10 protein-coding genes and 1 riboswitch are annotated in these 13767 nt (G+C 71.2%); of the genes, 3 read left to right on the forward strand and 7 right to left on the reverse strand.

The genetic code is table 11. The features are described 5' to 3' along the window. Positions 1-74: 74 nt before the first annotated feature. Positions 75-779: an alpha/beta fold hydrolase gene (locus WME96_RS29465; protein ID WP_437284922.1), complete on the reverse strand. Its 705-nt coding sequence runs from the start codon at positions 777-779 to the stop codon at positions 75-77. Positions 780-1214: 435 nt separating this feature from the next. On the opposite strand from WME96_RS29465, the gene WME96_RS29470 reads away from it, so the two are divergent. Both WME96_RS29470 and WME96_RS29475 read left to right on the forward strand, forming a co-directional pair. Next, on the forward strand, positions 1215-3305 hold the full coding sequence (locus WME96_RS29470) for a hypothetical protein (protein WP_437284923.1): 2091 nt from the start codon (positions 1215-1217) through the stop codon (positions 3303-3305). Positions 3306-3551: 246 nt separating this feature from the next. Further along, positions 3552-5822 carry a thrombospondin type 3 repeat-containing protein gene (locus tag WME96_RS29475; RefSeq protein WP_437284924.1) on the forward strand — a complete coding sequence of 757 codons (2271 nt, stop codon included), beginning with the start codon at positions 3552-3554 and terminating at the stop codon, positions 5820-5822. Positions 5823-5846: 24 nt separating this feature from the next. Here WME96_RS29475 and WME96_RS29480 read toward each other — a convergent pair whose 3' ends face one another. The 3 genes from WME96_RS29480 to WME96_RS29490 are packed head-to-tail and all read right to left on the reverse strand — an operon-like array spanning position 5847 to position 8366. Beyond that, positions 5847-6986 carry an MbnH family di-heme enzyme gene (locus WME96_RS29480; RefSeq protein WP_437284925.1) on the reverse strand — a complete coding sequence of 380 codons (1140 nt, stop codon included), beginning with the start codon at positions 6984-6986 and terminating at the stop codon, positions 5847-5849. Then, entirely contained in the window at positions 6983-7516 is a 534-nt protein-coding gene (locus WME96_RS29485; RefSeq protein WP_437284926.1) for a carboxypeptidase-like regulatory domain-containing protein, read from the reverse strand. The genes WME96_RS29480 and WME96_RS29485 overlap by 4 nt, the downstream gene beginning before the upstream one ends. Position 7517: 1 nt before the next feature. Beyond that, positions 7518-8366, reverse strand: coding sequence for an MbnP family copper-binding protein (locus tag WME96_RS29490; protein ID WP_437284927.1), 849 nt, complete (start codon positions 8364-8366; stop codon positions 7518-7520). Positions 8367-8660: 294 nt separating this feature from the next. Between WME96_RS29490 and WME96_RS29495 the strand changes: the two genes are divergently transcribed. After that, positions 8661-8960: a DUF7676 family protein gene (locus WME96_RS29495; protein ID WP_437284928.1), complete on the forward strand. Its 300-nt coding sequence runs from the start codon at positions 8661-8663 to the stop codon at positions 8958-8960. Between the two features lie 21 nt (positions 8961-8981). Here WME96_RS29495 and WME96_RS29500 read toward each other — a convergent pair whose 3' ends face one another. The 3 genes from WME96_RS29500 to WME96_RS29510 all read right to left on the reverse strand — a co-directional run bounded on the left by WME96_RS29500 (position 8982) and on the right by WME96_RS29510 (position 13706). Then, positions 8982-9938: a ribonucleotide-diphosphate reductase subunit beta gene (locus tag WME96_RS29500; RefSeq protein WP_437292374.1), complete on the reverse strand. Its 957-nt coding sequence runs from the start codon at positions 9936-9938 to the stop codon at positions 8982-8984. Between the two features lie 59 nt (positions 9939-9997). Then, on the reverse strand, positions 9998-12496 hold the full coding sequence (locus WME96_RS29505) for a ribonucleoside-diphosphate reductase subunit alpha (protein WP_437284929.1): 2499 nt from the start codon (positions 12494-12496) through the stop codon (positions 9998-10000). A 257-nt stretch (positions 12497-12753) separates the two neighbouring features. Further along, positions 12754-12961, reverse strand: a riboswitch (cobalamin riboswitch). 133 nt (positions 12962-13094) lie between these two features. After that, on the reverse strand, positions 13095-13706 hold the full coding sequence (locus tag WME96_RS29510; protein ID WP_437284930.1) for a cytochrome c-type biogenesis protein CcmH: 612 nt from the start codon (positions 13704-13706) through the stop codon (positions 13095-13097). Between the last annotated feature and the right edge of the window lie 61 nt (positions 13707-13767).

Below are 13767 nucleotides of genomic sequence, written 5' to 3' on the forward strand. Positions count from 1 at the left end.
CCCCGCCACGAGGCTAGCGCACGCCGGCGCGCCCCGATACCCCCCTCGCGCGGCCGGTCAGCGCCCGCCCGCGCTCAACCGCCGCCATCCATGAAGCTCGCCACCGCGTCCGCGAACTCCGCGGGTCGCTCCACGATCCAGTCGTGGCTCCCCTTCGAGGAGACCACGAGCGTCGCGTCGGGGATCAGGCGCTTCAGCGCGAGGGCGGAGCCGAGCGGCACCGTGCTGTCGCGCGCGCCCCATGCGATCAGCGTCCTCACGCGCAGGCGCGCGGCGTAGCCGCTCAGCTCCGCCTCCGCGGCGAGCCGCACGAAGCGCAGCGCGCTCCGCGTGTGGACGAGCAGGTTGTAGAGGAACGCGGGCGCCGCGCGCACCGCGAACCGGGGCTCGATCCGCATGTCCGCCATGCGCCCGAGGACGAGCGCCAGCAGCGACCGCGGCGAGCCGACTCCGACGGAACCGACAAGCACGAGCCCCGACAGCCGCTCGGGGTACAGGGCGCCGGCCACCAGCGCCGCCGCGCCAGACATCGAGTGACCGATCAGCGTGACCCCCTCGAGCTGCAATGCCTGGAGCGCCTCGGCGACGCAGCGCGCGTACTGCTCCAGGGTCCACGGCGCGCGGAGCCGCCCGCCGCGGCCCGAGCCGGGCAGCTCGATGACGATCACCCGGGCGCGCCGCCGCATCGCCTCGACGATCGGCCCGTAGCTCATGCCGCTGATCAGCATGCTGGGCAGGAGCACCGCCGGCCTCCCGCTGCCCGTCTCGGTCACAAACACGACCGCGCCGCCGGCCCGGATCTCCCGCCCGCGGCTTTCCTCCGGCGCCCCTCGTCGTCTCGCAGGGCGCTCGGGCCTGAGCAAGATCTTCTCTCGGCGCGCCCGCCGCGGCACGGACAAGCTCGTGGCGCCAGGCCGGCTTTCGGCGCAGGCTCCGCTCATTCCACCTCGTCGAGGGCGCTTCCGCATGAGCGGCAAGCCAATGCCGGGCGTGTGCCAGCGCGGGCGCGGCGCGATGATACGGAGCGCGGCGCGCCGGCCGCGGCGCCGCACGAAACCCTGGAAGGCTGTTGAGCGCGTCCTGCGCCGCGCTAAGCTCCGCGCCATAGCAGCAGACTTCAGGCTCATCGGGAGCCAGCAGGCGTGTCGTCAAGGGCCGACAGCCCGGCGCCGCCTGCGCGGATAACCAGCTCTTCTGGAATGAACAGAGGCGAAATGTCGAGGTTCCGCTCCACGTCGGGAGATCGGAAGACAGCTGAGCTCAACGTCTCGGCGCTCTCGATCTCCGCTGCGCTGTCCGTCCTCTCGCAGGGTGCATGGGGGACGGACGCGCCGCCGGCCGCCGAGGTCCAGTGGGCTTATGCGCTGATCGCCGCGCTCGGGTATCTGCCAGCCCCGATCGAGATCGCCGCCGCCACGCTGCGCCGGACGGGGATGTCGGCCGAAGCGTACGTGCGCAAAAATGCGATGTACCTGGATCCGGAAGGCGCCGAGGGCGAGATCCTGGGGGTGGTCTTCGGCGACGCGCTGGAGTCGCTGGGCGAGGACGCGCGCGGCGTGGTGCACGCGCTCGCCGCGCTGCCGGCGGCGGGCGCGCCGCTCGAGGTGGTCGCCGCGGCGGCGGGGAGGCCCGCGCCCTCCGCGGCGCGGCCGCTGCAGCTCCTCGTGCACGGCCGGCTCGTGTCGTTCGAGCAGCGCTCCCAGACCTACCGGCTGACGGCGCCCATGCGCGAGGTGGCCCGCAAGGACGTGGCCGGCGACGCGGGGCGGTGGGACGCCCTGCTCCGCGGCGCGGCGGGCGCGATGCAGGCGCTCCTCTTCTGGACGGCCGCGGTCGAGGGGCGGCCCGAGGCGGCGATGCGCCGGCGCGTCGCCGGCGATCTCCTGGCGGCCCTCGACACGGCGCCTTTCCGGGACGGCGGGCGGGGCGGCGAGGTGCTGGCGCGGGTGCTCGTCGACGCCTGCACGGTGCTCGATCTCGGGCTGCCGGCCGAGGTCCAGCACCGCTTGCTCGACGACGCGGCGCGCCTCGCGGGAGACGCGCTGCCCGACCTGCGCGCGCGCGCGCAGGCGGCGCTCGAGGGCGCGCGCCGCGCGGAGCTCGCGAGCAAGCGGCGGGGCACCTTCGGGACGCTCCGGGCCACGCCGGCCGCCCGCGATCGCGGGCGGCCGGGCCACCGCGACGTTCTGCGCAAGGCCGTGCGCGCGAGCGCGCAGCGCGCGGCGTCGCGGTGCACGCCGCTGCCCGAGGACGATCGCGTCCGCGGCGCGAAGGAGCTCCTCGCGCGCGGCGGCGTGCGCGTGCGGGAGGGCGAGCTCGAGGCCGCCGCGGCGGACTACGGCGAGGCGCTCGCCACGTTCGAGGCGGCCGGCGAGGCGCGGGGCGAGGCGACCGCGCTCCTGCTCCGCGGCGACCTGCGGAGGCGGCAGGGGGATCTCGCGGCCGCCGCGCGCGACCACGAGCGGGCGCTGCCGCTCTTCAGGGCAGCGGCCGACCGGACGGGAGAGGCGATGGGGCTGCTCGCGCGCGGCAACCTCCGGCTCGACCAGGGGGACGCGCAGGGGGCGGCGAGCGACTACGGCTGCGCGCTCATGCTGCTCAGGACCTGCCGCGACCGGCTCGGCGAGGCCAACGTGCTGAAGGCCCGCGGCGATCTCTGCTTCCGGGAGGACGACCTCGCGGGCGCGGCGCGCGACTATGACCGGGCGCTCTACATCCTCGAGGGCGTGGAGGAGCGCGTCCTCAGCCAGCTCCGGTCGCCGCCGAGCAGCGCCGACGAGCGCCGCGGGGCGATCCCCCGCGCCGCGCGCGAGGTCGTCCCGCAGCCCGAGCTCCTCCGGGCGCTCGGGTACGAGCAGACGCACGCGCGCACGTGGCAGGCCCGCGGCGACCTGCGCCTGCGAGAGGGGCAGACGGCGCTCGCGGCGCGCGACTACGGCAATGCGATCCTCCTGTACCGGGAGAGCGCCGACCGCCGCGGCGAGGCCGTCGCGCTCAAGGCCCGCGGCGACCTGCGCCGCCAGCGGGGCGCGCTCCCGGGCGCGGAGCGCGACTACGACGATGCGCTCCGGCTCTGCGAGGCGCTCGGCGACCGCGCGGGTCAGGCCGCCGTGCTCAGGGCGCGCGCCGACCTGCGCTGTGAGCGGGGCGACACCGCCGGCGCGGCGCTGGACTACGCGAGGGCGCACGCCCTGCTGGACGGGGTGGGCGACCTCGCCGGCCAGGCGGGCGCAAAGGGTGTTCTCGCGGGCGTGCCGCATCGTGAGGATCTGCCTCGCCCCGTCACTGCGGTCGTCTCGCGGTGACGACGAGGTCGAGCCCGGTCCCACCGGGCTGGCCGCGCGGCCCGGCCACGGCGTCCTCGCCGCGACGTCGAGGCCTCTCCGCGGCGCTGAGGCGACTGAAGGCCAGATTCAGCGCACATCGATGGATGACACACGCGCGCGCCACACGAGCGCTGGCTCTCTTCCTGCTTTGTGACTTCGTTGTTCGTCCGTCCTGCGCTAGGGTTCACACGTCCGGATATTTCGCCCCGGCACCGAGGTGGCCACGTGCGACGACGCCGTTCATCGGTCGGTCTCAGCTTCGCCTTGCTCTCGCTCCTGGCCAGGACCGCGCTCGCCCTGCCGACGGTGACCGGCTCTGCGCCGGAGCTCGGCGCCTGGAACGCGCGCGCCGGCGCGCCCCTGCGCGACGACGGAGCGGCCCCCGACGCGGCGGCGGGGGACGGCATCTTCACGGCGATCGTCTCGTTCGCGGCGCAGGGAGCGGTCGAGTACAAGATCTCGCGCAACGGCGTCGACCTCCGCGACGGCGGCGCGGGTACGGCCACCGGCGACAACCTGCGTTTCACGCTGGCCGGCGGGACAGCGCCCCACGATGTCATCTTTTATTACGACACACGCGACCTGACCGCACAGGGGTTCTTGCCGGCGACCGAATCGACCTCCGACTCGCGCAGCGCCTCGATGAACGCGGAGGGCGCACCCCAGGTGTGGGTCGCGGTCGGAGACTGGCAGCGCTCCGTGGGCGACGCCGACTGGAGCTCGACCTCGACGATCACGGTCGCGCGCGACGACGGCCGCCTCGGCGATCGCGTCGCGGGCGATCATGTCCATACGTACCGCTTCGTGGCCCCGACGGCGCTCCCCGGCGCGCTCTTCAAGTTCGCGGCGCAGGGCCCCTCGAGCACGAAGCTCGGGGCGAACGGCTGGAGCTACGCCCCGCAGGAATCGTCCAGCGGGGCGTTCAGCGCTGCGGCGGGGCAGGTCGTCACGCTGGAGCTCGACGCGCTCCACGGCCGGATGCGCGCGCGGGTGTCGAGCCCCGCGAAGCTCCTCCTGACGGAGCTCCGCGTCCACCCGGCGGCGGCGGAGTTCGTGGAGATCTACAACCCGGGCCGCGCCCCGGTCGACCTGTCCGACGTTTATCTCGCCGACTATCGATATTATTACCAGATCGTCGCAGAGCGCCCCTCGCTCCCGAACACGAATGATTTCCTTGTGCGCTTCCCGGACGGGGCCAGGATCGGCCCGGGCGAGGTCCAGACGGTGTCGCTCGGAGGCGCGGAGTGCTTTCGCATGGGGTGCGGGGAGACGAGGACGTTCACGGGCTGGGGCTCGCACCCCACCTATGAGATCCACAACGCAGGCACCTTCGGTGAGGGGGAGAGCAAGTCGGCCGCCGCGGTGCCCGACATGCGGGTGCCGCTCCCTGGCTCGGTGGGCGAGACGCGCGGGCTGACGAACGACCACGAGTGTCTCATCCTGTTTACCTGGGACGGCGTGAGCGATCTCGTGAAGGACGTCGATTACGTTTTTTATGGCGCGACGGGGCCGAATGCCCCCGTCGACAAGACGGGTGAATCGCTCGACGGGCCGGATCCGGGGACGGCGCGGAGCGCCTACCTGGCCGACGCGGCGGACGACGTCGCACGGCATGCGCCGCTGTCCGCCGACGGCGGGAGCTGCCGGCTGGACCTCACCGAGGGCGCCCAGGCGGCGAGCGGGGGGAACGGGGTGACCGGCGCGGTCGAGACCGGCGAGCCCTTGTCGTCGACCTGGGCCGCGTGCGCCGCGCCGACGCCCGGCGCCGTCGACGGTGACGGTGACGGCGTGGTCGTGGGCGACAACTGCCCTCGCACGCAGAACCCCGATCAGGCGGACTCCGACGCGAACGGCGTCGGCGACGCCTGCGATATCGACGACGACGGCGACGGCGTTCACAACGACGCGGACAACTGCCCGCTAGCGGCCAATCCGGGGCAGGGCGACGCGGACGAGGACGGGACCGGCGACGCCTGCGACGAGGATGTCCTCGACTCCGACGCCGACGGTGTGATCGACGGCGTGGATAGCTGCCCTGCCGTCCCGAACCCGGATCAGGCCGACACCGACGCCGACGGCGTGGGGGATGACTGCGACAACTGCAAGGCCGCGGCGAACCCTGCTCAGACCGACGCGGATGGGGACGGCGTGGGGGACGACTGCGACGCGGACGACGACAACGACTTCGTGGGCGACCTGGATGACGACTGCCCGACCGCGGCCGGGCCGTTCGCGCACCGGGGTTGTCCGGGCGGGGAAGGCGGCGGCGGCGCCGCGGCGTCGAGCGTGGCCGCGTCGAGCGCGACGGCGTCGGGCACGGCGGGCTCATCGGGCGGGGCCTTGCCCTCGTGGGGCACCGCCGGCGGGCTCGGCGGCGGCGGCGACGGCTGCGACTGTCGCGCCGCGGGCGGCCCACCAGCGAGCGGCGCGCCGGCGCCGTGGCTCGCGCTCCTCGGCGGCGCGCTGCTGGTCGCGCGCGGCCGGAGGCAGGCGTGAGGTGCTAGCGTCGCTTGCCGGGGGCTACGGCGCCTGCGCGCCATCCACGACGGCCGCGAACTCCGGATCGGTCAAGCTCTTCATGAAGGCCACGACATCCGCCTTCTCCTCTGGCGTGATGGTGAAACTCCTGATGAGCGAGCTCTTGTTCGGGTTCTTGCTGCCCACACCTGCGAACGGCCCGTCCTTGATGGTCCTGCCTCCTGCGGCGTAGTGGTCGACGACCTCCTCCAGGGTGGCCACGCTCCCGTCGTGCATGTAGGGCGCCGTCAGCTCCACGTTGCGCAGCGAGGGAACGCGAAATCTCCCCTTGTCCGCCGGGTCGCCGGTGAACTCGAACAGCCCCTCTCCGCCGGGCGGATAACTCCCGTCCGGGCCGAGGTTGTAGAGGCCGGTGTTGTGGAAATCCATCTCCGCCTGCTTCGTTTCGGCGCTCCGGAAGGCGGTCGTGAAGTTGATCCCGCTGTGGCAGTGATAGCACTCGAGCCGCTCGGAGAAGAAGAGGTCCATGCCGCGCAACGCGGCCTCGGACATCGCGCCCGCCTCTCCGCCGTACGTGAAACGATCGTACGCGGAGCGCCCGGAGATGAGCGTCCTCTCGTACGTCGCGACCGCCTTCACGACGGTGTCGAGCGTGATCGGCTCGCTCTCGCCGGGGAACGCGGCGACGAACGCGGCCTTGTACGCATCATCGCCGCGGAGCCGGCCGAGGACGACGTCCTCGGCCCCGGTGATCCCGAGCTCGACCGGGCTCTCGCCGAACATCGGGACGAGCGCCTGCTCCTCGAGCGACGCCAGCGTGGGGTTGCCCCACGTGAGCAGCGGGAAATAGGCGACGTTGGCCAGCCCCATCGCGTTGCGCGGAATCGCGTCCCCCGTCGAGCCGGTCGGGGTCACCTTGCCGTCGGCGAGGCCCCTGTCGCGCTCATGACACGAGGCGCACGCCATCGTCCCGTTGCCCGAGAGGCGCTTGTCGAAGAACAGGGCGCGTCCGAGCGCGACCTTCGCCTCGGTCATCGGGTTGTCGGGCGGCACCCACGGCTTCGGGAAGCCGACGGGCAGGGCGAGCTCATAGCTATCGACAGGCGGGATCGCTTCCGCCTCGCCGCCACAGGACGCCACCGCGAGCGCGAGGAGCGCCGCCGACGTGCTTGCGCGGGTCACTCCAGCAGAATGCGGCGTTGCTCGTTGTGACACAGGTTACAAGCTCCTGAGATGCTTGGAAAAGGCATGTTGTTGGTCCCCCCTCCGGCCGGCGCGCGCAGGAAGAAGAACAGCGCCTCGTCCGGGAAGGGCAGCGGCTCGGTCGTGAAGAAGTTCCCGTTCCCGTCGATGGCGACCGAGAGCACGAGATCTCCTTCGCCTTGCGCGGCTGTGCGGAGCTCGACCGTTCCGCCTGCGACCGGCGTGCCCGACGGCGCGTACACCGTCCCGGCAGCGGTGAAGAGCCCCTTGCCGGGCCCATGGGGCTGATGGCAGCCCATGCAGTTCTGCCCCATGTTGTGGCTGCGCTTCTCCGCAGCAGCGCTGATGTTGTCCACGTTGAGCGCCGGATCGCGCTGGAAGCCAGGGTCGCCCGGAAGGACCTCCGCGTCGCTCGGCTCGTCCATGTCCTCGTCGGAGGCGCCGCAGCCGGCAAGCGCGCAGATCAAGAGCGGCGCGATGAGGCTGGCCGCTGGCCGATGAAGGTACATCTCACTCCACCCGGAACGCGGTTTGCGGAGCGGAAGGGCTCGCGCCGTCGAAGCCCATGCCGAGCGCCTTGAAGACGGGCGGGCACTCGGGATCGCCCTCGAACGACATGCAGCCGGAGGTGCGATCCGTCATGCCGTCGACCTGGTGGTCGAGGTCGGACTCGGCATAGAAATTGGCGATATCGAAGACGATGGTGCTCGACTCCGGGTCGACGCCGTCAAGACGCACGTCGGCGACGTTGTCGGCCGCGCACGAGAAGCCTTCGCTGACGGTACCCTCGCATTTCGTACCTCCGAGGTGAAAGAAGTACGTCGGGTTCATCGTCGAGATGAGGTCGAGGCGGACGAACTTGTAGCCGCCCTTCCACGACCACCACATACCGGGAATGTTCAGGGGCGCCGGGGCTGTCGCCGCGTCCAGGTGGTTCATCTCCGGGGGCAACCCCAGGCTGAACCGGACGCCGGCGTAATCACCGGCCGGGGCGGTGCCCACGATCTCGGTCCTCGTCTCCGGGCTGCCGGTCTCGCATGTGCCCGTGCCGTCCTCGAAGTCGAGGAACGCGACCTTGTCGCGCTGCCATGTGCCGTCTTGCTCGAGCGAGAGCGGCTCCTCGGACCCGTCGTCGCGCACGAGCCGGACGTCATAGACGTACATCCGGAAATCGAGCGGCTTCACCGCCGATCGGGTCGTGCCGACGCCGTCGAATGTGGTCGTGCAGGAAAACGGCTTGTCGCCGACCTTGGCGGCGAAGCTCAGCGCGAACGTCTTCGAGGCGACGTCCTCGTCGCCCTCGCCGCACCCGCTCAGCGCCGCGAGACAGGTCACGCCCAGGAACGTGACGCGAGCCATTGAACCAACCATCGGACAACCTTTCAAGCTACGAGGCCGCAGCGTCGTCACCGCCGCGCCGGAGCGGAGCGAAGCCTACTCGACGGTCGGCTCTCCTGGGATGCATCAATTTGTCGCACCTCGCGGCGCCCTCCGAAGGGTGCCGGCGGCATCCGTGCGAGGTGTGCCCCAGGAGCGCCTAGAAAAAGCCAGTGTAGACGCACCTGAGGCAGCTCGACAGATGGCTGTCAGGGTCGCATCCACAGGCGACGTGGCTACCGAGAGACTCCTCGAGGAAGCGACGCCTCAGAGCGCTTGAGAGGCCCTCGGGAGCTCGCGCGCTGGCGGCAGTGCGCGCGCGCCGCGTTCTACCGCGATCTGGACGCGAACGGACGCCCGAGGAGCCGGGGATCGGGGCTCTGGAGCGGGCGGGACGAGCAGATGATGACGGTGTTCTTCCCGAACCCGTGGCTCGACCAGGAGCGCATGAAGCCCGTCAAGGAGCCGGACTGGTCGAGGCTCGCGCTCTGGATGGACCTGCGCGCGCGCTTCGCGGGCGTGCCGCCCGAGCCAGCGCCGGTCGATGGGCCTCGGCGCCCGCAGATATGCGGATGAGGCGCCTGAGTCCGTTGGACATCAGAACACCCCATCGAGGACGACCTCCCCCGAGACGCCGACCTGATACGCCGAGACGCGGCGCTCGAAGAAGTTCGTGACCTCCTGGACGTCTTGCAGATCCATGAACGAGAACGGGTTCTTCGCCCCGTAGCGCCTCGGCATGCCGAGCGTGACGAGCCGCTGGTCCGCGCAGAACTCGAGGTAGCGGCGCACGTCGCGCGCCGAGAGGCCCGCGACGCCGGCGCCGAGGAGATCGTCCGCGAACTGGGCCTCGCAGTCGATCGCCTCATCCATCATCTCGAGGATCGACCGCGAGAGGCCGGCGTCGAAGAGCTCGGGCTCCTCGCGCCGGACCGTGCTCACGACCTCGAAGGCGAAGCGCATGTGCGCGCTCTCGTCGCGGAAGACCCAGCTCGTGCCCGCGGCGAGCCCGTGGAGCAGGCCGCGCGAGCGCAGGAAGTACACGTACGCGAAAGCGCCGAAGAAGAAGAGCCCCTCGACGCACGCGGCGAAGCAGACGAGGTTCAGGAGGAACTGCCGCCTCTCGGAGCGCGACTCCAGTTGATTCAAAGACTGGATGGAGTCGATCCAGCGCATGCAGAAATCGGCCTTCTTCCGGATCGAGGGGATGGTCTCGACGGCCGCGAAGGCGCGGTGGCGGTCCTCCGGATCGGGGATGTACGTGTCGAGGAGCGTCAGATAAAACTGGACGTGCAGCGCCTCTTCGTAGAGCTGCCGAGACAGGTACATCCGCGCCTCCGGGGCGTTGATGTGCCTGTACAGGTTGAGCACGAGGTTGTTCGCCACGATGGAGTCTCCGGTGGCGAAGAACGCGACGAGGCGCTGCACGAGGTGGCGCTCCGCGTCGGTCATCCTCCTCAGGTCGCCCACGTCCGTGGAGAAGTCGACCTCCTCCACGGTCCATGTGTTCCTGATGGCGGCGCGGTACATCTCGAAGAAGGCCGGATAGGCCATCGGGCGCAGCGTGAGGCACTGGCCCGGATCCAGGAGGCGCGCGGGGCGGCCGACGCGGCTCACTGGCAGGCCTCGCACGCCTCGGGGTTCTCGAGCGCGCACGCCACGTCCGCGGCAGCCTTCGCCCCCGCGGGCGCCTGCGCCGCCGTCCCTCCGCCGCCTTCGCGGGGCCCGGCGTCGCCCGCGGGCGCCCGGTCCGGGGGCGCATCCACGGTGGCCTTGGCGATGCGCGTCGCGGGGCGCGATCGGAGGTAATACGTCGTCTTGAGCCCCCTCTTCCATGCATGGAAGTACATGCTCGAGAGCTGGCCGATGGTGGGGTTCTCGACGAAGAGGTTCAGCGACTGGCTCTGATCGATGAAGGCGCCGCGCTCCGCCGCCATGTCGATGAGCGAGCGCATCGGGATCTCCCAGGCGGTCCGGTACACGGCGCGGACCTCCTCCGGCAGCTCGTCGAGCCCCTGGACCGAGCCCTCCGCGAGCTTGAGACGGGCGCGCACCGCGTCGTTCCAGGCGCCGCGCTGCTTGAGCTCCGCGACGAGGTAGCGGTTCATCTGGAGGAAGTCGCCAGAGAGCGTCTCGCGCTTGAACAGGTTCGACACCTGCGGCTCGATGCACTCGTAGCAGCCTGCGATCGACGCGATCGTGGCGGTCGGCGCGATCGCGACGAGCAGCGAGTTCCGCAGCCCCTCGGCGAGGATGCGCGCGCGGAGCGCCTCCCAGCGCGCCGTGTCCTCCGGCACCACGCCCCACGCGTCGAACTGGAGCTCGCCGCGCGCGGCGCGCGTCTCGTCGAACGCCGGGTGGCGCCCCTTCTCGGCGGCGAGGTCCGCGGACGTCGAGAGCGCGTGATAATACACCTCCTCGGAGATCCGCCTCGAGAGGTCCCGCGCGGCGCCGGCGTCGAAGGGCAAGCGCATCTGGAAGAACACGTCTTGCAGGCCCATGAGCCCGAGCCCCACCGGCCGCCAGCGGAGGTTCGAGCGCCTCGTCGCGGCGATGGGATAGTAATTGAGGTCGATGACGCGGTCGAGCTGGCGGACCGCCGTCCGCACGGTGCGCGCCAGCTTCTCGAAATCGAACGCGACCGCGCCGCCCTCACCGTTGACGGTGTGGCGCGCGAGGTTGATCGAGCCCAGGTTGCACACGGCCGCTTCGTCCTTCGAGGTCACCTCGACGATCTCGGTGCAGAGGTTCGAGAGGTGCACGGTCCGGCCCGGCAGCGCCGTCTGATTGCAGGCGCGGTTCGCCTTGTCCTTGAACGTCATCCAACCATTGCCGGTCTGCGCGAGCGTGCGCATCATCCGCGCGTAGAGCTCGCGCGCCTTCATTGTCTTCTTTGCGATGCCCGCCTCCTCGGCCTGGGCATAGCGGCGCTCGAACTCGTCGCCGTGGAGATCGGGGAGGTCGCGCACCTCCTTCGGGTCGAAGAGGCTCCATTCGCCGTCCGCCTCGACCCGCTTCATGAACAGGTCCGGGACCCAGTTCGCCAGGTTCAGGTTGTGCGTGCGCGCGGCCTCGTCGCCGGTGCTGTCGCGCAGCGCGAGGAACTCCTCGACGTCGGCGTGCCACGGCTCGAGGTAGACGCAGCAGGCGCCCTTGCGCTTGCCGCCCTGGTTCACGGCCGCGACCGACGCGTCGAGCGTCTTGAGCCACGGCACGATCCCGCTCGAGTGCCCGTTGGTGCTCTCGATGAGCGAGCCGCGCGACCGCACGCGGTGGTAGGCGAGCCCGATGCCACCCGAGAACTTCGAGAGCATCGCGACGTCTGTGTAGCGCTGGTAAATGGTCTCGAGGTGGTCCTCGGGCGAGTCGAGCAGGAAGCAGCTCGAGAGCTGCTCGTGGCTCGTCCCGGCGTTGAACAGCGTGGGCGAGCTCGGGAGGTAGTCGAGCGACGAGAACAGGCGATAGAGCTCGACCGCCTGCGCCGCCGTCTCGGAGAGCGCGCAGGCGATGCGCAGGAAGAACTGCTGCGGCGACTCGGTGACGAGGCGCGTCTCGGGGTGCTTCAGGAGGTAGCGATCGTAGAGCGTCCGGAGGCCGAAGTACTCGAGCTCGTGGTCCCGCCCCGGCTCGATCGCGTCGTTCAGCTTGCGGGCGTTCTGCGCGACGAAGCTGTGGAGCCGCTCGTTGATGAGGCCGAGCCGCCGCCCGACGGCGACGGACTGCGAGAAGGCGTGGATCTCCTGATTGCGGACCTCCTTGTCGATATAGGTCGCGAGCAGGCGCGCCGCGAGCCTCGCGTACTGCGGCTCCTCTGCGATGAGCGACGCCGCCGTCTGGATGGAGAGCTGGTCGAGCTCGCGCGTGGTCGCGCCGTCGTAGAGGCCGCTGATGGTCTTGGTGGCGACGCGGAGCGCGTCCACGTCGGACAGGGCCGCGCAAGAGCGGCTCACGGCCCGGACGATCTTGTTGACGTCGACAGGCTCGCTCGACCCGTCGCGCTTCTTCACCCGCATCGTCGTGTGCGGGAGCGCTTCCTCCGCGCCTCCGCTCCTCGCGCCCCGCGCCCGCAACGGCGCCGCGCCGTTGCTCATCGTCACTGTGTCGCTCAGCATGGCAATCCTCCTCGTCGAGCTTCGTCGGAGCGGTACCGGACCGCTCGCGTCGATGCCGCGAGAGCGAAGAAGCCAGCCGATGTGCGCGAGCGCGCAAGGCTCTCCAGGAGAGCCCTTCGGACCGACCGCTCGCCCCCGCGGGCGAAAGGAAGACAACGCGGGAGGGGGTCGGAACCGGGACAAGCGCGAGAGTCTGCGCCAGCTCGGACCTACCCGCCTCCCTCGAGGCTTCCAGGTCAAACCGGCGCGGGATGTCTCCCCGGCGCTGGACGTTGGCAGGTCTTCGGGCTCGCGAGCGCTCCGGCTCTCGCCGGCTTCCTACGGTCCACCGCTTCCCAGCCCGAGGGCCAGTGCTCGTCGTGGAGATCGTTCTCGCTTACCGCTGCGGGGCAGCCCCGGATTCGCACCGGGTTCCCTTTTGAGCCCCGGGCCGAAGCCCGAGGCACCAACATGAGCCACTACATATTGCGGTGCGGGGCGCAGGTCAAGCGAGATGTTGTGGCGGGCACCTGAGGAGAGGAGCGGAGCGACGACCGGCCATCGACCATCGATGCCCGGCGCGCGACAACCGCGCCAAGGGTGCACAGCGAGGGCGTGCTCACGCGTCGCGCCTCCGGAGCTCGTCGTCGAGGCGCTCGTCGTACTCGTCACGTACAGGCGCCGCGATGGCCAGATTGGACGGAGCCGGCTGCGCGGCGCTCCGCCTCCACGAGCGCAGCAGGGCGAAGATCCCGAGGAACGACGCCGCGATGCCGAGCATCAAGCCCAGGGCAACCTGGCCAAGGACGCCGGACGAAGGCGCCGCACGGATACGCTCCCCATGACGCGCGATGAGGTCCTGCTCGACTCTGTCGACGGCCTCGCCCCGGCGGAGACGCGCTCGGATCTCGCGACGAAGCTCCTGCGCCACCGGCGATTCGTGGATGTCGAGTGTCTGATCCCAGCAACAAGGCGCGAGCAGGCGCCCTTCGAGCGCTCTCTCGCCGGGCGCCGCTGTCGAGTCGGCGAGCTCGCCCGCTGCCGTGCTGGTCGTCGCGGGCGTGGCCCTACCGCTGAGGACCACGCCCGCGACGGCGACGACCAGCGCCGCCGCGCGACGCCCGCGCGAGCTCCGCGGCGATCGGACACGCAGCGTCGAGCTCACGTCGCGCGCGCGGTGAGGGGCACGGACCGGGGCATCCGCAGCGCCGCGGTGCTCTCGCTGGCTCATGGCGAGACAGACTACCGCTATCGACCTCCACGGCCCTGCGACACGATGTCGCGCTGGTCAC

The sequence above is a fragment of the Sorangium sp. So ce406 genome, from assembly GCF_051474675.1.
Taxonomy (GTDB): Bacteria; Myxococcota_A; Polyangia; order Polyangiales; family Polyangiaceae; genus Sorangium; species Sorangium cellulosum_G.

Coding starts and splice junctions, on each gene's coding strand:
- WME96_RS29470 (WP_437284923.1), top strand. CDS start 1,215: ATGTCGAGGTTCCGCTCCACGTCGGGAGATCGGAAGACAGCTGAGCTC.
- WME96_RS29485 (WP_437284926.1), bottom strand. CDS start 7,516: ATGTACCTTCATCGGCCAGCGGCCAGCCTCATCGCGCCGCTCTTGATC.
- WME96_RS29490 (WP_437284927.1), bottom strand. CDS start 8,366: ATGGCTCGCGTCACGTTCCTGGGCGTGACCTGTCTCGCGGCGCTGAGC.
- WME96_RS29500 (WP_437292374.1), bottom strand. CDS start 9,938: ATGGCCTATCCGGCCTTCTTCGAGATGTACCGCGCCGCCATCAGGAAC.
- WME96_RS29505 (WP_437284929.1), bottom strand. CDS start 12,496: ATGCTGAGCGACACAGTGACGATGAGCAACGGCGCGGCGCCGTTGCGG.
- WME96_RS29510 (WP_437284930.1), bottom strand. CDS start 13,706: ATGAGCCAGCGAGAGCACCGCGGCGCTGCGGATGCCCCGGTCCGTGCC.